Origin of the sequence: Pleionea sediminis (genome assembly GCF_007570825.1) — a bacterium.
In the GTDB taxonomy this organism is placed as follows: domain Bacteria; phylum Pseudomonadota; class Gammaproteobacteria; order Enterobacterales; family Kangiellaceae; genus Pleionea; species Pleionea sediminis.
In genome coordinates, this window is sequence record NZ_SUNB01000001.1 from 958,882 (window position 1) to 983,699 (window position 24,818).

Genomic DNA, 24,818 nt, shown 5'->3' on the forward strand with positions numbered 1-24,818 from the left:
TATTTTATTCTGCTTAAGCTACTTATACGCTACAAGAGCATTCCTTAGAGCATTAATTTGTTCATCATGTCCGACCACAATGAGAACATCTCCATCATCTAAATAATGTTCATTCTCATCAGAGATAAATATAAGCTGATTACTGACTTCCCAGTCTAATAATCCAATCAATACTAAGTTAAATTTTTTACTTAAACCCAACTCGGACACCTTTTTACCAATGACAGGAGAGTTTTTCGGTACAATGAGCTCGGCTAACTCCAGGTCTTGCTGACCCAATAGAGTATGTTCAAGCATCTCAGAAACCAAAGGTTGGGTCATCATTTGAACAACCTTGTTAGCAGACAATAAATAGGGATCAATCACTTTATTGGCACCTGCTGCTAGCAAACGATCCTGAGCGTCTGGATATTCAGAAATCGCCATAATTCTTAACGACGAATCAATTGCCCGTGCCGACAAACACAAAAAGACATTTTCAGAATCTTGATTCAACAATGCAAACAAAAGATTGACTGTCGATCCGACACCCGCCAGTCGCAAGTCTTCATCTTTTTCGTAACTCGCTAATTTTGCATTGAATCCCTTAACGGTGGCTTTTTCTACTCTCTCAAAACAATGATCGAACAAAACCACTTCGTGCCCATCCCGGCTCAACGCACGAGCAACCTCCAAGCCACTTTCACCACATCCAAATATCGCAATTGAAAGTGTCACATCCAATACTCCATAAAATAGGCAGCGCTTTGATAATGACCAACAACGACTAAACGATCATTCTCTTGCAGCGAGTAAGATTCATCAGGATTAAACAAAAATTTATACTCGCCAACATTAAAGATATCTTGTCCTTCTACGCTTGTATCGACAACAATCCCAACCAAAACTAATTTAAATTCTCTGCAGTCTACATCGGTTAAAGACCGACCAATTAAGCGAGAATCATGATTTACAGTAATCGTTTCAATACCTATTCCTTCAGAGCCGCTCATAATATCGCGTATTGCATCAAAAGCTACCGGCTGACCGGCAAATTCCCGACTCACAATCGCCGTTATTTCATTGGGACTGATAACTTTAGTAGCACCGGCAGTGCTCATTTTTACTTTATTTTCAGGTAAATTTACTCGTGCAATAATTGATACCGACGGATTCAATTGCCGTAGTGATAACGTAATATAAAGATTAATGACATCATCGTTGGTCAAACAAACAACATGCTCTACTTTTTCCGTTATGCTTAGTTGAGACAAAACTTCAGAACTTGAGGCATCACCCTGTAAAGCCAAGAGTCCGTTTTTTCGCGCTCGTGAAATTTTCTCGGAATTCTCCTCTAAGATGACCACATTTTTTTTCAACTTTGATAGCTTTTCAGCAACAATCGCTCCTATACGACCATATCCACAAATGAGTGAATAATTAGACAGCTTCTCTATTTCAGAAAGAATGCGATTATCTTGTATCTCAGACAACTTAGAGTTAAAGGCAGCGACAACGGTTGATGTAAAAAACGCCACCACTCCAACGCCAGAAACTATTAAAACCATAGTAACGACCCGACCTTCGACAGTCACTGGAGTAATATCGCCATAACCAACCGTTGAAACAGTGACTAAGGACCAATAAAAAGCATCGAATAAATTGGTAATCTGGGAGTTGTCTTTACCACCTTCAAATACATATAAAGCGGCGCCCGAAATCATGATAATTATTGCAACAAACAGTAAAAGAGTATGAAGTTCGAAGCGTTTTTCTTCCAAGACCTTGGCAAACTCAGAGATGGTTCGCGAATATCGAAACAGCTTAAATAAACGAAATAGTAAAAACACCCGTAAAAATCTTAAAGGACGATAAACTGGGACTATCGCAAGTAAATCAATAATGGCAAGAGGACTGGATATATAGCGCCATTTTTCAAGAAATATCAGACGATAAATCTCTTGCCAATTTATTGGAACATTCGCTTTCTGAGCATTCTCCATTTGCTCAACGACTATTTCATGCACGTCGCTACAAATCCAAAAGCGAATTAAGTACTCAATGATAAAAATACTAACTACAAATACTTCAAACCAGAGCGTCCACTCTCCAAGGGTATACCTCACTTGAATAATTAATACAGTAACACTCATCAAAACTAGGCAGACCATTAAGCTATCGAACCAAATCCGCTTGGTCGACTGCTGTGAAATCATAACTTCCTGAAACAGAGCCTTTAGACTTTTATATCCAGAATGATTAGAAGCCCAAAAACTCCATTTTAAAACCAGTTTTTTAATCAAGCCTGGTCCTCTAACTGATAAATCGCGCCACAATAAGGGCACTTGATCTTACCCACTTTCTCAATTTCTAAATAAACTCTGGGGTGCATATTCCACAAATCTGAATCAGGTAATGGACAACACAAAGGTAACTGACTTGGCTTTATCTGAATAATCTGATTAGATGCTTTCTCATTTTCGTTTGAACTGTTAACTGTCTGTACTTGATCGGTCATATTTACTCCAGTAATAGTATCAACAATATTTATTTCGACTGGTCAAACTACGATTCATCATTCCCAAACACTTGCGACCAATAATATCGCACTCTCTCTCGTTGATTCTCGATAGATTCAGCCTTAACTAATTTAGGTTTCCCACTTAAAACCAACAAATTGTTCAATTCACGATAATAGCGATAGGCCATTATTAATTCAGTTGCCATTGTCGGCTCAATAATATTTAGCTCAGCGAGTCGATCGTACTGTCGAGTCGTCCGACTCGACCACGGCTCACCTTTATTCATACACCCATTAATCAATAACAAATACTGAACGATAAATTCTATATCAACCATGCCTCCAGAGCATTGTTTAAAATCAAGGTTTCCTACTGTACTTTTATCTAAGGCCTGACGCATCTTTTTACGCATTTTAATAACGTCTTTGCGAATCGATATTTTATCTCTTTCTTTTTCAATTATCGATAAGCGAAAGCTTGCAAACCAATCTCGAATCTTGCGATCGCCAACCACCGCTCGAGCCCGAGTTAGAGCTTGATGTTCCCACGTCCAGGCATCATTGATTTGATAGTCTTGAAAAGCTTGTATCAGGCTAACCAGCAACCCTGAACTGCCCGAGGGTCGTAAACGCATGTCAACTTCATACAATACACCAGACATGGTTCGAATATTTAAAGAGTGAATAATTCGTTGTGCCAGTCGAGTAAAGAATTGATTATTTGTTTGTGGTTTATCCGACTGAGTCATACCCTCGGGATCGGCATCGTACAAAAATACCAAATCAAGGTCCGATCCAAAACCGAGTTCCTCTCCCCCAAACTTACCATAAGCAATAACAGAAAAACCTTTCAAGTTATCATAACTAGCGCCTTCTACCGAAGGTACACCGTATCGCTTACACAATTTTTTCCACGCCAAAATTAAAACGCTGTCTAAAATTGCATTGGCTATTTGGCTTAAATATCGACTAGCATTTTTAACATCAATTGTTTTGTTCAGTACCGCTGCCGCAACTCTCAACTCGTGTGTTTGCTTAAAGATACGAAGCTGTTCTTGTTGTTGCTCTTCATCTTCAGGTTCAATTCTCATTAGTTGCTGTCGTAATTCGAGCTTTAGATCGGCTTTCATTAATGGCTGATATAGACTTGCCGGGTACAACAATTCATCTAACAGCAACGGGTGTTCCGCCAATTGTTCACTAACCCACTGGCTTTGCCCGCATAGTTTTATTAAATGGTCGAGAACGGGTGGGTTTTCTTCGAGCAACACCAAATAAGCTGTTCGTCGTATAATCGAACGAAGTAATACTAAAACTCGCTCAAGGGTTACTGCGGGCAGCTCTTCTGTTGCTAGTGAAAACAAAAATTTAGGCAGAAGGGCTTCAACACGACTTTTTCCTTTCGATGATAATTGCTGAAAATACGAAGCATTAACAAACTCTCTAAGTTTTTTTACCATCAACTCGAGTTGTTCTGTTTTGTGTTCTTTATACCAATGTTGAAAGTCGTCTTTCTCAATCACATCCAATGAAAACTGTTTAATTTCTACAGCCTCGTCTTCATCAGCGTGAAATACAGCGGAAAACTCTCTTGCGACTATCGATTGATGAACCTTAAGCTGTTCAAGTAGCTCAGCATAACTTTTAAATGACATTGCCGCAGTTAAACGAGCCTGATCAACCTCTGACTGAGGTAACTGTTGCGTTTGTTGATCATTGATTTGCTGTAATATGTGCTCTACTTCGCGTAAAAACAAATAAGCATTTAATAATTCACCAGCAATAGCTTCGTTTATCATTTCTAAGTCAACTAATTGTTGAAGTGCCTGAATAAAACTACGCTCTTGCAAATTTCTCACTCTACCACCGCGGATGAGCTGCAATGACTGAACAATAAATTCCGCTTCACGAATACCGCCTGAGCCCAGCTTAATATTGTCGGCCAATCCACGACGCCGAATTTCGGTTTCAATTTTAGATTTTAAATTGCGAATAGACTCTAAAACACCAAAGTCGATATAACGACGATAAACAAAAGGCTTTATCAATTGATAGAATTCGTCAGCAAAAGGATTATCCGCATTTATAACCCTCGCTTTGATCATGGCGAATCGTTCCCACTCTCTGCCCTGCTCTTGATAATAATCCTCTGCAGCAGCAAAACTCATCGCTAATGGACCATCTTCGCCATAAGGCCTTAGTCGCATATCAACTCGAAAAACATAGCCATCACGAGTAACCTCGCCTAGTAGATTTATCAACCGCTGACCAAGTCGAATGTAGAAAGTATGCAATTCTAACGATCGTTGAGCACCTTGTGATTGCCCATCTTCTGGATAATAAAAAATAAGATCGATATCAGATGAAAAGTTCAGCTCATAACCGCCAAACTTGCCCATGGCAACAATCAACAAAGGCATATCAATACCAGCTTCATTTTTTGGGTAGCCCCACTGCAGACAAAATTGTGGATAAAGCCAATGATAGGCGGCAAGGATCAGTTTGTCCGATAGATGAGAAATATCTGCCAATTCTTGCTCTATGGTCGTTAATCGATTTAAGCGCCGGATTGCAATTAAGCCAAAAAGTCGAGTACGCCAACGCCGCAGCACTTGTTTTACCGGAATATCAGAAGTTAAACCGACTAAGTCTTCATTGATAAGTTCTTCAATTGACTTGTAATCCAATTGGGATTCGAGCGAGTTTTGCAAGCACCAATGAGATAAGTAATCAAACTCACGAAGCAAACACTCGGCAACAAAGGGACTCAGCGCACAGGCTTTAATGAATGCCGTCTTGACCTGCCCCGGTAATTTATCGATAGCGTCAGCGTGCAGTTTTACGATCGGCTCCCAAGCAGATTCAGCCAAAGGAGTAAGAAAATTACCGACTTGCGTACTAAACTCTATATTAGCCAGATCACTGTTTGACACTATCGTCGTCCGAGTGGTTAATTTATTGATATTATTACTATAACGTGAACCGATAAGGTTCTCCAGAATTCATCTTTTAACTCATGGAGATACAATAATGGACTTATTTAAATGGATAGCAATGATTACCCTGATAGTCATGGGGGCACAAGTTATTAAGCACTATATTGACTCAAAAAGCAGCACCAATGAAACTAACAAACGGCTCGATGAAGAGCTGAAGCGAATTAGTGAGTTGGAAGAACGGGTTAAAACACTGGAGAAAATAGTCACCGATCCCAGTGAGAATTTGCGCAAAGAGATTGATAAGCTCAATCAGTAAACTTTAAATTAACAGGAGACCATTATGGAATGGGTTGCTCTAGGAATAATCGTTTTATTATTTGTTTATATTATTGCGATTTACAATAAACTGGTGAGTTTGAAAAATCGTTTTAAAAACGCATTTGCTCAAATAGATGTCCAGTTAACAAGACGACATGATTTAATTCCAAACTTAGTGGAAACTGCCAAAGGATACATGGCGCACGAAAAGGAAACATTAGAATCCGTCATCTCTGCCAGAACTCAAGCCGTATCTGCTTCAAAACAGGCGGCAGACGATCCTGCCGATGCTCTTTCCATTCAATCTTTAATGGGGGCTGAAGCCGCCTTGACAGGTGCTATGGGTAAGCTATTTGCACTGATGGAAAATTATCCCGACTTAAAGGCCAATCAAACCATGTCGCAATTAATGGAAGAGTTGACCACAACAGAAAATAAGGTTGCTTTTGCCCGTCAAGCTTACAACGACTCTGTGATGTTTTATAACACTTATCGAGAACAGTTCCCCAACAATATAATTTCAGGTGGCTTTAACTTCTCCGCGGCTCAGCTGTTTGAAGTAGAAGAAATTGACGTCAAGAAAGCAGTCAAAGTCTCCTTTTAAATTCGGATAAATAACCGAATATGAACTTTTTTGAACACCAGCAAAAAGCACGAAAACAAACTAAAAAGCTGGTGACTTTCTTTATCTTTGCGGTCATCGGGATCGTAGCACTTGTTAATTTTTCGCTGTTCTTTGCAGTTTGCTTTTTTCAAGCTCAATGCATGCCAATCAATGAATATTGGCATCACCCCATTAGTATATCAATCACTTCTGTCATTATAGGCGCGATTGGAATAACCAGTTTGATTCGATGGTACCAGCTAAAATCGGGTGGTGGTATTCAAGCCGTTAGAATGGCAAATGCAACACATGTTCGTTTGGACACTTCAAATCCACAGGAAAAACAATTTATCAACGTTGTGGAAGAGATGTCCATTGCTTCTGGAATAATTATGCCAAGCCTTTTTGTGATGAAACACGAGCAGTCGATCAACGCTTTTGTTGCAGGAACAGAACCTCATAATGCTGTCTTAGTCGTTACACAAGGCTGCCTTGAAAAACTCGACCGGCAAGAGCTGCAAGGAGTTATTGCACATGAGTTTAGTCACATATTCAATGGTGATATGAAACTTAATATTTATCTTATTGGTGTACTTGCGGGTATCTTGGTTATCGGTCAAGCTGGTGAGTTTTTAACTCGGACTGGAGCTCGTTCTCGCTCAAGTAGGAGAACCGATGGTAGAGCGGCTCTCATTGGTTTTGCGCTGGTATTCGCTGGATATATTGGATTGTTTTTTGGACGATTAATTAAAGCAGCTATCTCTCGGCAAAGGGAGTTTTTAGCTGATGCATCCGCCGTTCAATACACAAGAGATAATGTAGGTATCAGCAATGCCTTATACAAAATTCAATTTGATAGTTACGGTTCGTTACTCGAATCCAAATCAGCAGAAGAACTGAGTCACCTGTGCTTTGAGTCCTCACATAAAATAGCTTTTTTCAAGAATATTCTTTCTACTCATCCCCCTATTGATAAACGAATTCAACAAGTCAACCCTCGCTTTACTCCACCGAAACTTAAACCAATAGAGTCAAAACCTCAACCTGAATTAGAGAGCGAAAATTCTGAGGAACATCGTAAAATCATCGATGATGCACTCTCGGTATCCAGCTCCATGGTAGAGCAATCATTTAGTTCAAAAGAGATTTGTCATGAGGTAGGCCATATTAATGCGGCATCTATCGATAAAGCTCATGCACAATTAATTCTATTGTCCAAAAAGTTAAAACTCATTGCTCGCGGTCTAGACAACGATTTTGCTCCACATCATCTTGTCTACTGTCTTATCATTATCAATAACACAATGCCAAGATCAGAAATTATTGAAATGGCCTTTAAGTGGATGGATGAAAAAACTCTTAATCAATCAATAAACCTTTTACCTCAAATGGCACAGATCGAAGCTTCCGATCAATATATGTTACTGGAGCTAGCCATACCTCGATTGACCAACCAGGAGGATGCGGATAAAAAGTTATTTCTTAGTAATTGTAAGCGCTTAGTTGACATCGATAAAAATGTATCGCTCAGCGAATATGTTATCTACGCACTATGTATCCGAATATTAGAAAAGGACACACCCTTCAAAAAGTCAATTACTCGATATCAAGATGTGTATGAGGAAATCACTCTGGTGCTATCGGAATTCATTAATCAGACTCAAGCTTCCAATCACGATAAAGAAGCGACTCTTAAAAATTTATGTCTCACTTTTGGAATCAAAAATGCAAACTATTCAAAAAGTAATTTCAATGCTAATCAGTTTCATAAAGCATTAAAGAAGTTATCCAGACTTAATCCTTTGCTTAAACAACCCGTTGTAGAAGCCATTGCCCACTCCATTACCAGTGACGGACAGGTTCATAAAAGCGAGTTTTTATTAATTAGGGCCGTGTGCACTTATTTGAACACACCGGTTCCAAAGATCTTCTAATATTTTAAAGCATTAGTCAAAAAAACCTAAATCTACTGATGAAGAAGCTTTAAAAGCTATATTGTATTTATCGACGCTTATTATCCTCTGAAGATATTCTCGATAAATATTTAAACGGTAACAAAAAAGACTTAGGACCAATATCACAATGCTAAATACCAATTTCCGTCAAAGCAACAATTGATATATTTTACATAATCGTAATACAGAAACACTAGATTTTCTCTATTAGATGCTTGGCAAACTGTCTCGCAAACTCAGCAAAAACTGATGCGCACTTTCTCCCGCCATTAAGTAAGGTTGAAACTCTGCCGTATTTGAATATTTTAAGTTCAACTCTTTTGTAATAGAAGTATCTGGCACATAACCCATAGACCACTCAGAAAAATCCCTGGTGAATATTTCACTGTACTGAAGAATCACAATATCAGAATGCCTTTCATCATTAGCAATTTGATGATAGATCTTATTAACATTATCCCTATCACCTTCCAGACACTGCATGAAGTATTTATGGCTAAAACATAACATTCCCGTCACATCCATCTTTTCATTATTTTTGCGAGCACTCGCTAATATCGATTCAATTCCATCTGAATTAAACCCGCCATTTGTCTTACTAATGTATAACAAGCGAACCATAAACATAGGTTGTCACCTTTTTAAACGCCAAAATTAGATATAGACCAATTACCTTTCTTTGTAAAAACCAGAGCACTGAGAGTAATTCAAGCCAATGCACAAAAGCTCGCAAATGATCTTTCTACTTTTCTTAAGACCAAACTGCTCAAACAATATTTTTCATTCACTAAAACATTAATAAATTATATTTTGAGATAAATGCTGCGTAATTGGATAAAAAAATGAATAAAAAAAAATAACTTTATAACTTTTGCTGATCTTCATCTCAGAAAGGGGTAGCTACTTGTGTGAGCTATATCTGAAAAAATCGAGGTTATTATACCTTTGTCTCTTTTTTGTACATTTTTTGACTATACTCCAACTTCATTGATTATTGCTTTTGAGAACTAATAAAGTCGTTACATGGAAAAGTTACATACATCGCGACGAGGCGATATTTGTACTGTAATTTGAGGAAAAAATTATGCAACAAGTAAAAGTGTCTGTTTATTTAGAGGGCTTTGATAGCCGCAGTCTTGACTCTTTCAAATCATTCTTTGATGAAAAATGCGCTTCTAATTTTGAAGTATCGACATCGATTGAATCGGCTAAAATAATAATTGCCGACCATGATGTCGTAGGAGCAACCCGACTAAGCCATTTAAAGCTAAAACTTCCTTACACACCTTTTATTTTGCTATCGAAAAGAGACCTCAATAGAAATGACCATCAAGTTATTTCTTTGCAAAAACCGCTTGAATTCAACTATTTAAAAAAGACATTAGAGAGCCTCACAAAGCACTATTGCACCAAAAAAACTATGATTGACTTGAGACCCCTACTTCTTGAAAAGATGAATAAAGAAGCTACTCTAGACTCGAATACCACTTCTTACGATCCATCTCAAAGTCAATTAAGATCACCTCAACTAACCTGCCTGGTTGGTGGTGAAAGCCATAAGAGCTTTGACGAAAATAACCCTCATTCTGTAATGAAAATAGTTTTCGATCCAGATCGATATCTTATGGGATCTATTCTCAAAGCAATGAAACGAACCAGCTATGAAAAGAAAATGCTCGACCTAACCAATTTAAATGCTCGAATAATTATCGATCCGGATGAAAAAAAGATCTATACCTTTGCAAAAGAAAGTGTTCTTAGACCTATATGCCTCATGGAGCTTCGTGAAACTAGCACTGTAAAAATTATTAAAGGTGGTAATAAGGGAGATAAGTTTCAAACCATATTGCGAGAGCATGCCAACGAAATTACTCAGTGGTCATGGGATGCATTTTTATGGAAATTAAGCCTCTGGACATCTCGTGGAAAAATCCCTAAGAATATTGATATTCGTAAACCGGTACATATTTCAGAATGGCCAAACTTAACTCGACTTCATCCTATCCCTCATGCCATTGCAATCGCAGCAATGATGAAAAACTCACATAAAACGATGGTTGAAATTGCTAAACAACTGAAGATTGAGTTGCGCTTTGTTCTAGCATTTTTTACAGCTTGCCACACTTTGGGGCTCGCAAACAACAGCAAGCGACAAAGTGATACTTTGTTCGAACCAGAATCAAAAAGCAATTCACCAGAAAAACAATCGCTGCTTCACAAACTATTCGGTAAAGTCAACAAGCCTCAAACAGAATCACCACAAGATATCAACCAAGGAGTGAGCTTATGAGTCAAGCGAATGAATATATCGTCTTTTTAGGTGATGATATCGAGTCAAAAAACACAGCCGTCAAAACTTTAACTCACGATGATAGTATGAAACAGTCGCGACTAATAAAGCAATCAAGTAGTGATAATGATGTCGCAGCAATGCACATTTTTCATTATGGTAAAATCAACTTTGACAATGGTCAAAAAGTTCATTTACTTCGAGTTGAATCTGAAACCCAACTCAAATTATTAAAACCCAAATGGGAAAATAACGCATTAGGTGTTCTAATTTTCGTTTCTACTGACAGAGAGTCACCAGAAAAATACTTAGAAGATTTATTACTCAAGCATCACGATTTTTTGTCAACAAAAAGTATTGCTATTGGACTAGTTAATCCATCCCCTGACATACCAATAGATACTCGAAAATACAATGAAACGGTTACTATGACGGGATACAATGCGGCGGTGTTTGAAATTGATGTTACTAACTTTCAAGATATGTCTATTTTACTACAATCAATGCTAATGGAAAGTTTGCACGGTCTTGCTAGCGCTTAAGCAACACAGAATAACGAGACTAGCGTTTCACAGTATCTTTTTTAAAACGCCTTTTGGTAAATAAAACGAAAAGTAAAAACGATGGCGTTGTCAATATCACTGGAAAAGCCAGGGTTTAGAATGTATTGAATGTCTGGCTGCAATATCACTCCATTATTAAGTGGTAATTGATAAGTTAATTCAATTGCGGATTCTGATTTAGCAAGAACGAGAACTTTACTCGTTGGCTTAGCATGTGCTAAGCCAACACTTAACTTATCCCTTCTTTTGTAAACGCCATTAAACGTTATTCCAAGCCCTAAATATTTATCAACAATATTTTTTGACGGTTTGGCTGAGCCAAGCTGAAAAAACCAAGAGGCATCCTTCGACATTTTTGACTCAGCAATTACATAAGCTCCGCTATTTCTATCAAATGCAGTTCCATCGATTGGACTAATAACTTTAGCCGTATGATACCAAGCGCCAAAACCGAGTTTCAGAAATTTTTCTGAACTCAAAACTCCCCATTCGAAGCCAGTAAAAACGCCATCATTGCCACCAAGTTTAATATGAGTTCCGCTTTCATCATCTGGATCACCAGGCACACCATCATAAATACCTAGGTGCCAATAATTTGATGACGTCTCAAACGAAGAAATCAATCCCAAAGCCGTCGTTGAAAATATTGAAGGACCTACCTGAGATGTATCAGGACCAATTCCAAAAGACGAATTGATTAGAGAGCTTGAACTCTCAATCGTATAAAACTTCGAGTTGTAGTCGTGAAGTCCGAAAGTAAAGCTATAACTTTCATTCAGTTTATAACGCATCCAAGCTTCGTAAATTTTAGTCGTATCAGCAGATTCAATATTATCTGTTACTTGAGCATCACCAATATTGACACTCGGATCACCACCATAATCAGCAATAACATAAATAAAGCCATCTATATCTTCACTAAATTGATTCGCATAGATTAAGTCAATATTGATCAGTGTTTCTGTACTTTGAGCAAGACCACCATCTACGTTAGATACCGAGTCTAACGTTATTGCTAAATCTAAATCTTGAGTCGCTTCCGCCATAAAGTGACCGCATAATGCTGCATAAATGAGCATGTCTTTTATTTTCTTCTGCACGTTCAATACTCTCTTTTATGAGCAAAATAACAATTAATAATTGCTGTAAAAAATGGTAGGACATTATTGCTCAAATTCCAAATAGTACTACCTTGGTTAAGACTTTAAGTTCATAAATAGCAAAGAGGCTCTATTCCAGCTAGGGAACGGCCTTTGTATATTGAAAGAAAGATCGAGCCTACTTAATGGCCGTATTAATACTCGCTAATAGAATCAGAAAATAAAATTAAGTATGGCTTAGGAACTAATTCAACTATTATTTAAGTTTTAAAATCAAGCTCTTCAAAATGTTCATTAATATGAAAAAGATGTGCTTTTTGATAGTTTTCAATATTCAATTTTCCATAGGCAAAATGAGGCTTAAATTCATTCATTAATAAAAATGCTTTAATATCTTTTGATAACAGCTTAATTTCATTTATAACATCGCCATCAGGAGATATCTTCTGAGCCCCAGGAATGGGTGTTGATAATCCATGGGTCGAAGCGCCTTTTGCATCAAATATATGAAATGCTAGAATGCCTAAGGTGTTTTGAAATAGTTCAGACTTAACTTCAGGAAATCCAGAAATAGAAAACTGGATACTTTGACGAATATGAGCCATAACTTGATAAGGAGTCCATACACCTTTGGATTCGATGATTAAATTTTCTGGCAATAGATCAATAAATTCGGAGATAGACTGGAGTGATTGAAAATCGTTAGCTGAGGGTGATTTTAATAACGACCAGCCAGAGACTGCTCCAGCCATAACTATGCCAGAAGTTACTCCAGTTTTAATAAGCGTTCGTCTTTGCATAAAGTAAATAAACTTAACGGTTAATACTATGTACTTTATATCACACCCTTATTGCAAAAAACACGAGATGGGGCCGACTCACCCAGAGTCTCCCGCTCGATTAAGCGCAATTGAAGAATACCTAAAACAGGCGCATATTTGGGAAAAGTTAACTCATATAACGCCACTACCAGCAAATGAAGATATCGCAAAACTTGCTCATAGTGATAATACAGTAACTTCTATCGTGAAAAAATCACCCTCAAAAGGTTACGCTTTTTTAGATGGCGATACTCAAATGAACTCATCAAGTCTCGAGGCCGCCTATTTCGCACTGGGTTCTGGGGTAACCGCTTTAAAACATATTAACAATAATCCAGATGATCAGAGTCACCGCTATTTTTGCGCAGTCCGTCCTCCCGGGCACCACGCCGAACGAGACCGCCCCATGGGGTTTTGTATCTTCAATACTATTGCCGTCACGGCTTTGTTAGCGGTTAAGGAGTTTGCTTACAAAAGAGTGGTCATTATAGATTTTGATGTTCACCATGGAAATGGCACTGAAGATATCGTAGCCAATCATTCTTCGATAAATTTAATTTCGACCTTTCAACACCCTCTTTATCCTGGTACGGGAATTCCAGCAAGCGCAGACAACATTCACAATATCCCGTTACCGGCCGGTACTGGAAGTAATGATATACGAAGAGTTTGGGAAAAGGATGTAATCCCTCGAGTTAATCAACTTGAACCGGACTTAATTCTGGTTTCTGCCGGTTTTGATGCACATTCCGAAGACCCTTTAGCAAGTCTAAACTTTGAAGATTCAGACTATGAGTATTTTGGTACTGAGCTGACGTCTCTGGCAAAAAAGCATTGTCACGGACGCCTTATCTCATTTTTAGAAGGTGGATACAATTTAGAAGCTTTAGGTAGAAGCTGTACACGGTATATTGCTGCTCAAATTTAAATCATGTCATATTAACTTCATATGAATGTTTAAAAACTGTCACAGTTGACAACTAGTCTCTTGATCATTGCTAATATTAAAAAGGTGACGGGATTATGACATCAAACATCGTCCCCATTTCACGATCAAAAACGAACTCTTTAAGACTGTTACGATTTACCCAAGAGTTGATTCAGAAGCCTTCCGTTACCCCCAATGACGGTGGCTGTATTCCTTGGTTAATTGAACAACTCGAACCAATGGGATTTCAATGTCAACTATTTAAACTGAATGGAATTACGAATCTAATTGCACAAATTGGTGAAGGCTCTAAATCATTGGCATTCTTAGGTCATACCGATGTAGTTCCAGAGGGAGATAGCGAGCAATGGTTATTCCCTCCTTTTTCAGCTCAGTTTCATAATAACCATATCTATGGTCGTGGTGCTGCAGATATGAAAAGCGGTATCGCTTGTATGCTTGACGCAACAAAACAATATTTAGAGTCTGGTTTTGATTTTTCCGAAGGTAAATTTTATTGGTTGATTACTTCCGATGAAGAAGGCGAAGCAGAATATGGTACTCGGGCGATCATTGAATATTTAAAACAGGAAAGTATTCAACTTGATGCTTGCCTTGTCGGAGAGCCAACAGCCCAAAAACAAACCGGTGATACCATAAAAATTGGCCGACGAGGTGCGATATCGGGTAGCTTAAAATTGTTAGGAAAAGTCGGCCATGTTGCTTACCCTCACCATATAAAAAATCCTGTCCATCAAATGGGTAATGTCATTCAATCACTTACCAGTATTGAATGGGATGAGGGGAGCATCGATTTTCCCGGTACAAGCTTACAAATTACTCATATTGACTCAGGTGATTTTACCGATAACGTTAGCCCGAAGTTTTGTGAAATTCATTTTAATATTCGATATAGTCATCACTGGTGTGAGAAAACACTCAATGACATCATTGAAAACATATTAGAAAGCCAAGCGGTTAGCTATCAGTTAACCTGGGAAAGACCCTGTGCTCCTTATATGACCCATCATTTAAATTATGAACAATCACTATTACCCGTATTAGAGAAATCTGTATTTAAATCAACTGGACACTATCCCAAACTATCGACTTCCGGTGGTACTTCCGATGGAAGGTTCGCCGCAACTTTAGGGTGTGAAGTTTATGAACTTGGCGTCTGCAACAGCACCATTCATCAGTATAACGAATGCGTTTCTGTTAATGATTTAGTATCACTACGCGATATTTACAGCTCTATCTTAGAACAATACTTTAATTAGAAAAGACGAAACTTTGTTCTTAATTGGCAACAACAATTGCTAAGTATAAAAAAAAACAAAGGGGACTTAAGCCCCCTTTGTAATTTCGCATGGATACTATTGATCGATGCTTATTTGATAAATCGTTGTGGTTCCACTCACTTCGTTTGCGACAACCAGCAACGGTTTACCTGTTGGACTATCACTTGCAGAAATTACCGTCATACCTTCAGGTCCTAAGTCACCAGCAGCATGAGCAGGTTCAATACCATCTTCAATCAAAGACATATCGTAAGAAAAGTTTCGATTGTTAATGTACTGCATAAATACAGGACTTGCCGGATTAGTTATTTCGTAAACCATAATTCCACCAACTCGTTCAAGACCAATAAATGCATAATGATGACCATTGAAAGTAGCAACAGTTAACGCTTCTGGCTCAGGTCCTTTATTGTCTGAACGACTGTCACCATCATTTTCGTCATTGTCATTATTAAAATTTAATCCTAAATATTCTGCCGTTTTCACTTCAAAGTCATCACCGCTATCGAATACTAATGAACCATCTTGAGACCAAATGCTAAATGAACGAGCACCATAAGCATGCGCAAGATCAAGGTCTCCATCACCATCTGTATCATTCGCTAATGATGTTCTTAACCTGCCAAGCAAGTTATTGTCGCTAAAAGGAGATGTATCAGGTACTACGCCAACTTCAAAGGACGCCTGACCAAATTTAATTTCCTCGACATAACCATCATACTCTCGTGCATCACCTTCGTTAGCTGTAACATAAAATGTAGCTCCAGCTTGCTCGAAAGAAGCAATCGTATCCGGCATATACATTCCGTAAAGATTGTGATTCTGAATATTGATGGCATCATCTTTATCGCTGGCATCTAAACCGTTACCTGGTAAATTGTGGTTCTTAACACCCAGATTGACAATAGCATCGACACTTGCAGAGGCAATATCAATAATGGCAACGGCGTTATTTTCTTGTAACGTTACCCAGGCTTTTTCACCATTAGGTGCTACTGCAATGTATTCAGGCTCCAAATCTTCTGCAACCGAAGACTGACCATCGTGTAAATAGACCGTTAAGCCATCTGTTCCTGAAGAGTCAACTTCGGAGTCTCCATCAAAATCAGTTGTTAGTGTAATGGTATTTCCAGATACACTTGCAACTTGATAAGGAATTGGGTCACCTTCTTCACTCGCTAAAGTAAACCAATGGCCAGCCATTACAGTAGAAGCATCGCTCACTGTCAGTTGAGCTGGGTCCGTATCGGTAAATCCAGAAACTGAAAGCGCTGTGCGGTTTTTATTTCCAAAGATACGTAAAGATTCAGGCAGTTCATCGTGTCGTTCTCCACCAATATTAAAATCAGTAAAAGAAACTTGCGTTACTGTAATACTTTCTGGGTTTGACACATCAACAATAGAAACAGAACCTTCAGGATCTTGAGAATAATCATCAGCAGGCTCACCTTCATTTGCAACAAGGGCAGTAGTGCCATTTGGAGCAAACACAACATTATCTGGAAGTACGCCAACATCCGCTTGACTCAAAAATGAATTATCGGTTGCACGATAGGCTTGTACTTTACCAGATGCCATATCATCATCGTTGGCAACGGCTAGCAAAATTATGCCATTAGCTACCGCAACACTATTGACCTCACCCGCTTCCGGCCAATTTTCTGAAGCCGTTAAAGAACCTGATTTAACAGGAGTCGTTGGATCGGATAAATCGAGAATATCGACGGCACCAATATTAGCATTAACAACAAACAATTTTTGGGTATCACTATCATAAGCAACAATCTCAGCAGCAGACTCATCAAACGGAGTTAAGTCATCAGCAAAGCGACCTATCTGTTCGAGCTGAATAAGTTGTGATGCGACACTATTACAGTTGTAAGATGTGCTTGTTATCTCGTCAACGTCTAAAACACCGTTGCTGTTAGTATCAATCCCAGAATCGATTCGAGTACCACCATTGGGACAGTTATCATTACCGATAGACAAGCTTGTTTGTAATACAAGCGAGTTTAATCCGTTGTTACCATTTTCACCGTCCTCACCATCGCTTGAACAACCAACGCCGAGAGCGACACAAGCGCTAACGATCGATACTTTAAACAGCGTATTATTCATTAGATTTACCTTTTTCTGACTTTGTATTATTAATTCGAGATTGGCAAACACTAGCGCGTAAATATGACACTTACGTGACCAATTTATAATTTAAGCAGAATATAATGTTTAATCAGGTAAGTAATAGAAATTGAGAAAAGCATCCATGCTGTTTTTACTTCCACCGACTCTCTCAGAAACTCTTTTTGCTTCTTTCTTATCGTTTAACTTATCCAGTTTAGAGCTCGAAGAAAGAAAGGAGAAAGCAACTTTTTTATCTGTCGACTTACTCTTCAAAATTGCCTCTCATAGTAACTCTTCTATTTATCAGTCAAGTACCGCTTTTTTTTCTTTTCTTTTAACTGATGAATATCAACTAAAACCAATCCATCAACGCAGCCTTGGAAGTCGGGATCAGTGCCAAAATCTAAAAAACGAACCCCTCCGGGTTCACAGAGCTCACTGTACTGTTTATATAACGTCGGTATAGATACACCCATATTGGCAAGTAACGACTTTAATTGAGCAAAATCAGCTTTATAATCGTTTCCGACAAAATTACCTTTAAGAGCTTCCAGTGTTTCAGCTTCAAGGCTGTACGGATTTTTTGACTGCGCCGCACATTTTTTTGATGAGAAATAAAGTTTATAAAAATAAATCATCAAATCTTTAGCCGGCTTTGGAAATTGATCACTCATGCTCACCGGACCAAAAAGATATCTAAAATGAGGATTTTGCTTAATAAAGGCGCCTATTCCAAACCATAAGTAATCGAGTGAGCGCTTTCCCCAGTACTTCGGTTGAACAAAACTACGACCAAGCTCCAGTGCTTCGTCTAAATATTCATCCATCTCTGATTGAAAATCGAATAGCGTATGAGTATAAAGTCCTTCTTTACCGTAGGTTTCAATAACCTTTTTCGTTGAACAAAAACGATAGGCCCCAACAATTTCAAAAGCTTCTTTATCCCACAAGACAAGATGAAAGTAATAGCGGTCATATTTGTCAGTATCTCGCTTTAACCCGCTTCCCTCTCCCACGGCTCTAAATGAAATTTCGCGTAATCGACCGATTTCACGCAGTATCGGGGAGTCATTTAATTCAGAGCATAAATAAATTAATTTCCCATCAGGAGTTTCACCCAATAGTGGAAATTTATTTAGAGACTCATAGAGAGTGGTTGGGTTCTCAGGATGCGCAATCGCTAACTCAGTTTCAAAAATTGGTGTTTTATTTGCTGCGATTCGATATAAGTGTTTGCGAAATAACTTACTCGTTTCCTTTTTATCGGTTGGTAATTTATCGTAATTCGAAAATGGAATAGGATTTCCAACACGCACAGTGACGGTTTTTCTGGCTTGCTTCATCATCTCTTTTACTAGTAAAACAGTTGCTAATGGCTTGTAAACCATTGATGCCAGATAAAATGCAATTGAGTTTCTCGCATCAACAAATAAAGGTACTACCGGCGCCTTCGCCATCGAAGCCATCGCTAAAAAACCAGAACGCCATGGACCGTCTTTCACACCAGAAAAACTCATTCTCGATACTTCACCTGCAGGAAATATGATAACCGCCCCTTCATTTTCTAAATGTTCATTAATTGCCTGAAAATTCTGCTTTGGAGTTTTACCGTTCATATTATTAACAGGTAACATAACGCTGTGTAGAGGTTTTAAAGTCATCAACATTTCATTAGCTACAATTTTCACATCACCGCGTATTTCACTCACCAGCCGAATAAGCGCTAATCCATCGAGTGAACCTATTGGGTGATTAGATACAATAACAACTCGACCTTGGGCAGGAATTCTTTCACGGTCGCGATGAGAAATGCTGTAACTAAAATTAAAGTAATCTAAGACGCTCTCTACAAAATCTAATCCATCAAGATGCGGATAGCTTGCCTCAAATTCACGAAATTCCTTTTCATGCAGTAAATACCGTAAAACACCTGTAACGGCTTTAAATACAACAGGCTTCTCTGTAATTTGCGGGAAGCGTTTCTTAATAAAGTCATCGACAGTAAACATACGGATTCTCTTTTATCTAACTTGCCTAAGCTTAACTCCGTTACTTGACATTTTTTTGATAAACACATTTCAATTTAATGACACTGATTAAAAAATAGCAGATACAAATTCCCTACATAGACAGCTACAACCTAAACTAAGCCGCCTTTTTATTTAGCGCTGTGGAAGGTTTTAATCTGTGGACACTCAGTTTTTCTTGATGATCTGCCCAGTACTGTAACTCAATATCTCCCATTTGGTTTTCAACAAGAAAGGTACAGTTTTCTATCCAATCACCGCAGTTTGCATATAAACCATTTGGCGTTTGAATGAGCTCAGCTTGATGTATGTGTCCACAAATGACACCATCAAATCCTTTTTTAGAAGCAAATCTGGATGTTACATCAACAAATCGTTCTATAAAATGCTGAGCACCATTCACTCTTTTTTTTATAAACGAGGATAAAGACCAGTAACGCAATCCAATCAGACGTCGCGCTCGGTTAAACCAACGGTTTAAAAATAATAAAAAGTCATACATTCTATCGCCAATCCACCCCATTATCGGAGCACCACAAACAGCACTATCAAATGCATCGCCATGAATTAACAATAATTTATGTCCATTAACCGTTTCGTGAAAATAATCATGATGAATTTCTATCTCGTTCATCGTCAAATGCGTTAAATCACGCATCGCTTCATCATGATTTCCCGGAATATAGACGACTCGAGTTCCCTCTCTGGGTAAATTAAGTAAGCGGTACAACAATTGGTGATGTTCTTTCGGCCAATACAGCTTTCGCTTAAGTGACCATAGATCGACAATATCGCCAACAAGATAAAGAATATCGCATTGCACATTATCCAAAAGGTTTAATAGATACTCTGCTTTACAGTCTTTGTATCCAAGATGAATATCGGATAAAAACAAAGCTCGATACCAGCCACTTTTATGATTCGAAGTCATGTCAAACTCCATTTCAATGTAAACTAAACTCTCACAGAAAAAAGACAATTCATCTTGGCATTAAGCGATAAAGCAATAATAGCTAAGCCACTTTCTTTAAAACCAATGACGCATTAGTTCCTCCAAAACCAAAGGAATTTGAAAGACACCAATCCACATTTTTACGCTTCATCTTATTGGGTGTGTAATCAAGATCGCAATCTGGATCCTGTTCATTCAAATTGATGGTTGGAGGAATCGCATTATCATGTAGAGACATGAGGCAATAAATTGTCTCAACGACACCTGCCGCTCCAAGCAGATGACCGGTCATTGATTTCGTTGAACTTATGGAGACACTTCTTGCCGATTCAGCAAATACTTTCTTAATTGCTTTGGTTTCAATCTTGTCGTTAAGCTTGGTTGACGTACCGTGAGCATTAATATAATCAATCTGGTCAGGATTAACGCCTGCCATAGCTAATGCTTTACCCATTGCTGTTGCTTGCCCAGTCGCCTCGGGACAAGGAGCCGTTATGTGATAAGCATCAGAGGTTGCACCATAACCTTTTATCTCGCCATAAATCGTCGCATTTCGTTTTATTGCAGATTCGTAACTTTCTAGAACCAGAATTCCTGCACCTTCGCCAGAAACGAATCCACTTCTATTTAAATCGAAAGGTCTTGAAGCCTGGAGAGGATTTTCTTCTAAACACAAAGCATTAAGTCGAGAAAAGCCAGCCAAAGAAAGCGGCGTAATTGTCGCTTCGGAACCACCGGTAACAACGGTATCCACTTCACCGAGCGCTATCATTCTTACAGCATCAATAATCGCGTGTGCTGATGTTGCGCATGCTGAGGTTACACCGTAATTTGGACCAATAAAACTGAAGTGAGAAGACACATAACCGGCGGCCATACCAATAACCGACGATGGAATAAAGTAAGGTGTTAACCGTTTAAGTTGCCCCTTAGATAATTTGGTATGTTCTTTTTCGATATTACTAATACCACCCTGTCCAGAACCAATCACCACACCGACATCTTTCTTATTCCGGATACCAGCATGTTCAATGGCTTCTTCTGCGGCTATCAATGCATATTGAATAAATGGATCTAAACGCTTGGCGTTTTTGTCCTGCAGTCTTTCAGCAATATCAATATTAACTTCACCAGCAATTTTGACCGGAAATTTTTCGGTATCAAACTTATTGATGGTACTAATGCCCGAACGTCCGTTTAAAATTGAGTTCCAGTTTTCTTGAAGTGTATTTCCTACAGGAGAGACCGTACCCATACCAGTAACAACAACTCGATGTAACATAGCTTTACCTCACTTTATCGGTATATGGCAATTCTCGAAAATTACAATGACAGCTTTATGAAGGATTTAATACGTTTGAGTGACAATGCGTGAGCTGTTGAAGTTAAAGAGTTCCAATGTTGCGATAATGGGAGACTAAATATCTTTGTACCAAAGACTATGCGCCATTTGAGTCAACGATCGTTTTTCATCGGGGTTAGGAACCCAGTTTTCAAAACTATTAACGGCGTGCCTTAAAAAATCCATTAATGGCAAATGCCGCCTTAATGTTCTTTGTTGTCGATGAGGAACTAAAGGATTGAATAGTCCTTCAAATTTAAGTAATTGCAACGGTCTTTTACGCACCCAGTTCCATGATCCCATTTCAAGAGTCAATGGTAAAAAGAGTGCTCTGTTTCGTCCATATTTTTTATAGAAATAATCCCAGATATCGCCATGAGTTAAATAGTTATTTGATTGTGGTTCAAAAACATATCGGTGATTAGGGTAAGAAGATTCCCACAGTAATTTTAAAGCAACTACAGGAGCAATATCGTTCATTGGCCGACGACGATACGCATAAGGAAACCATATTCGATCGGAAACACCGTAACCTGAATGACAATCTAAACTAAGTAATAATGGCGTTTCTTGGGTTAAGCGCTGAACCTCATTTTCGATCAATTTGTTTTCTAATTCGAATTCATTATTCTTACCTCGATACCAAGGTAACCATGATGATATTCTTTGCCCACTTACCATAAATGGAGCATCTTCTGCATCGATTGGCGCATTACGCATCAAGTCGACACCGTTTCCATTCGAGCGCCGCCCTAGTAACATTCCGACAGGATTAACAATAGGAATAAAAGTTACCGAGATTTGTCGAAAACATTCCAGTAAAGACTTTTCCCATTGCATACGACGAAACCAAACTCGACAAAGAGCCAAAACAACATGCGTACCTATTCGCTCAACACCGTGCACACCTCCACAAATTAGTAATCGTGGTTTATTAGCATCATGGGTCCCGAGATCAATGGCATAAATAGGTAAAGAATGCTCCTGGTAAGTCACATTCCCTAAAACGCGATGAGTAATTTGCGAATTAAACTCAGCCAACAATCGCTCTAACTCTACTAGCTCAGGCAATTTGTGGCGTATTAAAGATTGAAGCGAGGCCGATCGCTCAGGAGGATGAAATGGGGTACGATGAGAAGACTCCATTATTTTAGTTTAGAGTCTTCTCGTCTTTTATTTGTTGCATTTTTATGAATGTTGAGTGACAACCCTATACGGCATTCGCTCTCAAGAGTATTTTTTGGGAAAGTAGAAACTTACTTGTGAGATAGAATATCGATAATCTCTCTTGTATTTTGATACAAACGAATAAGCGTACCGTCAACCGATAGGGTAACTCGACCTCGGTCATCCAATGGCACCACAATTTCACCACGACGATAGATATCGTTACCAAGAATGTCACCGCGCTTCAGCTTTTTCTGCCAGCCAGGTGGGAGCGGTTGACCTCTCTCTACTTTCTTTTGTAATCCTGGCGGCAATTTCTTCTGTTTATCTTTTTGCTTTTCTTTAGCTAACACGTTCGATGAGAAAACCAATGTAACTATCGAAAAAATATAAAATAATCGCATAACAACCTCCAGTAAGACTACTGATAAGTCTAGCAGCCTCAGAAAAGTTAGGGTGAACTGGCTTGCGAAATACGATGTTGCCCATCAAACAAATTGAGACCAGGAAACACTAAAACAAACGTCCGTATGATTCTCTTCAATCATGCCACGGTGTAATTGCTGGCAAAACAAAGTTTCATCATGTGTCTCAACCAGTATTGTTAATTGGCCCGCATCAGGCTCAGGAAGATACTTCAGGAACTTTTGATGATACTGAGTATCACAATACTTGATAACTTCTTCAATCCATTGAGTTGAATCAATACTTCCAACGAGCGTTATGGCAGACAACTTCTCGTTGATTAAAATTTCATTTGAATCAAGTTTCCCGACCAACTGGCCTCCCGAGGGCTGTTGTAAATCAGTGTGAGTGAAAACGTAGAGACCAACATTGGTGCTCTCAGATAAAATATTGAGCCGATCAAACCCCATCGGCGACAACAATTTTTCGATGTGATCTTGTGATTGCTTATCACTTTTGACACAAATGACATTTGAAGTGAGCGCCATAGCGAGAACCTGGCTGCAATGGGCTGCTTTCTCAGAAATAAAAGTCCCTGGATGCTCAGATAATTGACTGCAACGTACCGCAATAGGAATACCATTTTCACGAGCTGGACGAATTGCTCTGGGGTGCAAAACTTTTGCTCCCGCAGCAGCCAATAGTTCAGCTTGAGCATAATCCATATGCATTATTTGCAAAGCTTCAGGAATAATACGTGGATTAAAACTGAATACACCAGGCACATCGGTCCAAATTTCAATTTTATTTGCGCCCAACATCGCTGCCAAATAGCTTGCTGATGTATCCGACCCTTCTCTACCTAATAAGACCGTTCGACCCAACTGATCAGAAGCAATAAAACCTTGAGTCACCAATATTTTAGATCGTGTTTTCAGTTGCTCTTGCATTGCAAGATTCAACTCATAAATTCCTTCGTTGCTGGTAAAATGATGCCAAGGATCATTGCCAGACTTGTCTTCTGTTTTTAAATATTCTCGAACATCTATTAATTCAGCATTTAGTCCATATTGTCTTAAGTATTCAGCTCCGATAGTCGTCGACAATAACTCACCAACACTAACCACACGCGCATGATACTCAGGTGAAATTTCTTTCGACTGATAAATTTGCTCACAGTCTGCAGACAATTGATCAAATAATTGTGCCAGTTGTAGGTCGACATCAACACCGAGTTGTGATGCAAACCCATAATGCAGTTCTTTAAGATGATAGATAGCATTTTGATGAACACCCGCCAATGCCTGGTGCAATAAGGCTTCTAATAAATTGGATACATTTTTTAAAGCCGACAAAACAAGTATAGGGCGGCAATCTTGATTTAATTGCAGACTAACCTGTCGCGCAATAGTCGACCATAAGTTAGGATCAGCAACACTGCTACCACCAAATTTTAATACGGTCCATTGAGTCATTTGAATTCGT

22 protein-coding genes are annotated in these 24,818 nt (G+C 38.7%); 7 read left to right on the plus strand and 15 right to left on the minus strand.

Features of this window, described 5'->3' with window-relative positions; all coding sequences use genetic code 11:
• Positions 1-18: 18 nt before the first annotated feature.
• The 4 genes from FAX86_RS03780 to glnE are packed head-to-tail and all read right to left on the minus strand — an operon-like array spanning position 19 to position 5,433.
• Positions 19-717 carry a potassium channel family protein gene (locus FAX86_RS03780; RefSeq protein ID WP_164503444.1) on the minus strand — a complete coding sequence of 233 codons (699 nt, stop codon included), beginning with the start codon at positions 715-717 and terminating at the stop codon, positions 19-21.
• Complete coding sequence (locus FAX86_RS03785) at positions 714-2,282, minus strand: NAD-binding protein (RefSeq protein ID WP_144391996.1); 1,569 nt, start codon at positions 2,280-2,282, stop codon at positions 714-716. Before FAX86_RS03785 ends, FAX86_RS03780 begins: the two co-directional genes overlap by 4 nt.
• Positions 2,279-2,497, minus strand: coding sequence for a zinc-finger domain-containing protein (locus FAX86_RS03790; protein ID WP_144391997.1), 219 nt, complete (start codon positions 2,495-2,497; stop codon positions 2,279-2,281). The genes FAX86_RS03785 and FAX86_RS03790 overlap by 4 nt, the downstream gene beginning before the upstream one ends.
• A 47-nt stretch (positions 2,498-2,544) precedes the next feature.
• Entirely contained in the window at positions 2,545-5,433 is a 2,889-nt protein-coding gene (gene glnE / locus FAX86_RS03795; protein ID WP_164503445.1) for a bifunctional [glutamate--ammonia ligase]-adenylyl-L-tyrosine phosphorylase/[glutamate--ammonia-ligase] adenylyltransferase, read from the minus strand.
• A gap of 97 nt (positions 5,434-5,530) precedes the next feature.
• Here glnE and FAX86_RS03800 point away from each other — a divergent pair, with 97 nt between their 5' ends.
• Genes FAX86_RS03800 through FAX86_RS03810 form a run of 3 tightly spaced genes read left to right on the plus strand, consistent with a single transcriptional unit; the run spans position 5,531 to position 8,295 of the window.
• Complete coding sequence (locus FAX86_RS03800) at positions 5,531-5,755, plus strand: hypothetical protein (protein WP_144391999.1); 225 nt, start codon at positions 5,531-5,533, stop codon at positions 5,753-5,755.
• 24 nt (positions 5,756-5,779) lie between these two features.
• The gene (locus FAX86_RS03805) at positions 5,780-6,361 is read left to right on the plus strand and encodes a LemA family protein (RefSeq protein ID WP_144392000.1); all 582 of its coding nucleotides are present in this window, start codon (positions 5,780-5,782) and stop codon (positions 6,359-6,361) included.
• 20 nt (positions 6,362-6,381) lie between these two features.
• Positions 6,382-8,295: a M48 family metallopeptidase gene (locus FAX86_RS03810; protein WP_144392001.1), complete on the plus strand. Its 1,914-nt coding sequence runs from the start codon at positions 6,382-6,384 to the stop codon at positions 8,293-8,295.
• A gap of 228 nt (positions 8,296-8,523) precedes the next feature.
• Here the strand turns inward: FAX86_RS03810 and FAX86_RS03815 are convergent, their stop codons facing one another.
• Entirely contained in the window at positions 8,524-8,937 is a 414-nt protein-coding gene (locus FAX86_RS03815; RefSeq protein WP_246128494.1) for a BLUF domain-containing protein, read from the minus strand.
• A 463-nt stretch (positions 8,938-9,400) separates the two neighbouring features.
• Between FAX86_RS03815 and FAX86_RS03820 the strand changes: the two genes are divergently transcribed.
• Together FAX86_RS03820 and FAX86_RS03825 are read left to right on the plus strand one after the other, a co-directional pair.
• The gene (locus FAX86_RS03820) at positions 9,401-10,606 is read left to right on the plus strand and encodes a hypothetical protein (RefSeq protein WP_144392003.1); all 1,206 of its coding nucleotides are present in this window, start codon (positions 9,401-9,403) and stop codon (positions 10,604-10,606) included.
• Entirely contained in the window at positions 10,603-11,148 is a 546-nt protein-coding gene (locus FAX86_RS03825; RefSeq protein WP_144392004.1) for a hypothetical protein, read from the plus strand. Before FAX86_RS03820 ends, FAX86_RS03825 begins: the two co-directional genes overlap by 4 nt.
• A 41-nt stretch (positions 11,149-11,189) precedes the next feature.
• Here the strand turns inward: FAX86_RS03825 and FAX86_RS03830 are convergent, their stop codons facing one another.
• Positions 11,190-12,269 (minus strand): carbohydrate porin, encoded by a 1,080-nt coding sequence (locus FAX86_RS03830; RefSeq protein ID WP_144392005.1) that lies wholly within the window; start codon positions 12,267-12,269, stop codon positions 11,190-11,192.
• Positions 12,270-12,529: 260 nt separating this feature from the next.
• Entirely contained in the window at positions 12,530-13,021 is a 492-nt protein-coding gene (locus tag FAX86_RS03835) for a DUF1569 domain-containing protein (RefSeq protein WP_164503446.1), read from the minus strand.
• A gap of 76 nt (positions 13,022-13,097) precedes the next feature.
• Between FAX86_RS03835 and FAX86_RS03840 the strand changes: the two genes are divergently transcribed.
• Both FAX86_RS03840 and dapE read left to right on the plus strand, forming a co-directional pair.
• Positions 13,098-14,018 carry a histone deacetylase family protein gene (locus FAX86_RS03840; RefSeq protein ID WP_144392007.1) on the plus strand — a complete coding sequence of 307 codons (921 nt, stop codon included), beginning with the start codon at positions 13,098-13,100 and terminating at the stop codon, positions 14,016-14,018.
• Between the two features lie 95 nt (positions 14,019-14,113).
• Positions 14,114-15,298, plus strand: a complete 1,185-nt coding sequence (dapE, locus tag FAX86_RS03845) for a succinyl-diaminopimelate desuccinylase (RefSeq protein ID WP_144392008.1) — start codon at positions 14,114-14,116, stop codon at positions 15,296-15,298.
• Positions 15,299-15,394: 96 nt separating this feature from the next.
• Here the strand turns inward: dapE and FAX86_RS03850 are convergent, their stop codons facing one another.
• The 8 genes from FAX86_RS03850 to FAX86_RS03880 form a co-directional block, all read right to left on the minus strand.
• Positions 15,395-17,437: a choice-of-anchor I family protein gene (locus tag FAX86_RS03850; protein ID WP_144392009.1), complete on the minus strand. Its 2,043-nt coding sequence runs from the start codon at positions 17,435-17,437 to the stop codon at positions 15,395-15,397.
• Between the two features lie 108 nt (positions 17,438-17,545).
• Positions 17,546-17,713 (minus strand): hypothetical protein, encoded by a 168-nt coding sequence (locus tag FAX86_RS22150; protein ID WP_164503447.1) that lies wholly within the window; start codon positions 17,711-17,713, stop codon positions 17,546-17,548.
• A gap of 23 nt (positions 17,714-17,736) precedes the next feature.
• Complete coding sequence (gene olsF / locus FAX86_RS03855) at positions 17,737-19,449, minus strand: bifunctional ornithine lipid synthase OlsF (RefSeq protein WP_144392010.1); 1,713 nt, start codon at positions 19,447-19,449, stop codon at positions 17,737-17,739.
• A gap of 136 nt (positions 19,450-19,585) precedes the next feature.
• Positions 19,586-20,398 (minus strand): UDP-2,3-diacylglucosamine diphosphatase, encoded by an 813-nt coding sequence (locus FAX86_RS03860; RefSeq protein WP_144392011.1) that lies wholly within the window; start codon positions 20,396-20,398, stop codon positions 19,586-19,588.
• An 82-nt stretch (positions 20,399-20,480) separates the two neighbouring features.
• On the minus strand, positions 20,481-21,701 hold the full coding sequence (gene fabF / locus FAX86_RS03865; protein ID WP_144392012.1) for a beta-ketoacyl-ACP synthase II: 1,221 nt from the start codon (positions 21,699-21,701) through the stop codon (positions 20,481-20,483).
• Positions 21,702-21,836: 135 nt separating this feature from the next.
• Complete coding sequence (locus FAX86_RS03870; RefSeq protein WP_144392013.1) at positions 21,837-22,907, minus strand: DUF2817 domain-containing protein; 1,071 nt, start codon at positions 22,905-22,907, stop codon at positions 21,837-21,839.
• A 110-nt stretch (positions 22,908-23,017) separates the two neighbouring features.
• Positions 23,018-23,332, minus strand: a complete 315-nt coding sequence (locus tag FAX86_RS03875; RefSeq protein WP_144392014.1) for a hypothetical protein — start codon at positions 23,330-23,332, stop codon at positions 23,018-23,020.
• 84 nt (positions 23,333-23,416) lie between these two features.
• The gene (locus FAX86_RS03880; protein ID WP_144392015.1) at positions 23,417-24,808 is read right to left on the minus strand and encodes an aspartate kinase; all 1,392 of its coding nucleotides are present in this window, start codon (positions 24,806-24,808) and stop codon (positions 23,417-23,419) included.
• Positions 24,809-24,818 lie beyond the last annotated feature (10 nt).

Coding starts and splice junctions, on each gene's coding strand:
- FAX86_RS03790 (WP_144391997.1), bottom strand. CDS start 2,497: ATGACCGATCAAGTACAGACAGTTAACAGTTCAAACGAAAATGAGAAA.
- FAX86_RS03800 (WP_144391999.1), top strand. CDS start 5,531: ATGGACTTATTTAAATGGATAGCAATGATTACCCTGATAGTCATGGGG.
- FAX86_RS03805 (WP_144392000.1), top strand. CDS start 5,780: ATGGAATGGGTTGCTCTAGGAATAATCGTTTTATTATTTGTTTATATT.
- FAX86_RS03810 (WP_144392001.1), top strand. CDS start 6,382: ATGAACTTTTTTGAACACCAGCAAAAAGCACGAAAACAAACTAAAAAG.
- FAX86_RS03815 (WP_246128494.1), bottom strand. CDS start 8,937: ATGGTTCGCTTGTTATACATTAGTAAGACAAATGGCGGGTTTAATTCA.
- FAX86_RS03820 (WP_144392003.1), top strand. CDS start 9,401: ATGCAACAAGTAAAAGTGTCTGTTTATTTAGAGGGCTTTGATAGCCGC.
- FAX86_RS03825 (WP_144392004.1), top strand. CDS start 10,603: ATGAGTCAAGCGAATGAATATATCGTCTTTTTAGGTGATGATATCGAG.
- FAX86_RS03835 (WP_164503446.1), bottom strand. CDS start 13,021: ATGGCTGGAGCAGTCTCTGGCTGGTCGTTATTAAAATCACCCTCAGCT.
- FAX86_RS03840 (WP_144392007.1), top strand. CDS start 13,098: ATGTACTTTATATCACACCCTTATTGCAAAAAACACGAGATGGGGCCG.
- dapE (WP_144392008.1), top strand. CDS start 14,114: ATGACATCAAACATCGTCCCCATTTCACGATCAAAAACGAACTCTTTA.
- FAX86_RS03850 (WP_144392009.1), bottom strand. CDS start 17,437: ATGAATAATACGCTGTTTAAAGTATCGATCGTTAGCGCTTGTGTCGCT.
- olsF (WP_144392010.1), bottom strand. CDS start 19,449: ATGTTTACTGTCGATGACTTTATTAAGAAACGCTTCCCGCAAATTACA.
- FAX86_RS03860 (WP_144392011.1), bottom strand. CDS start 20,398: ATGACTTCGAATCATAAAAGTGGCTGGTATCGAGCTTTGTTTTTATCC.
- fabF (WP_144392012.1), bottom strand. CDS start 21,701: ATGTTACATCGAGTTGTTGTTACTGGTATGGGTACGGTCTCTCCTGTA.
- FAX86_RS03870 (WP_144392013.1), bottom strand. CDS start 22,907: ATGGAGTCTTCTCATCGTACCCCATTTCATCCTCCTGAGCGATCGGCC.
- FAX86_RS03875 (WP_144392014.1), bottom strand. CDS start 23,332: ATGCGATTATTTTATATTTTTTCGATAGTTACATTGGTTTTCTCATCG.
- FAX86_RS03880 (WP_144392015.1), bottom strand. CDS start 24,808: ATGACTCAATGGACCGTATTAAAATTTGGTGGTAGCAGTGTTGCTGAT.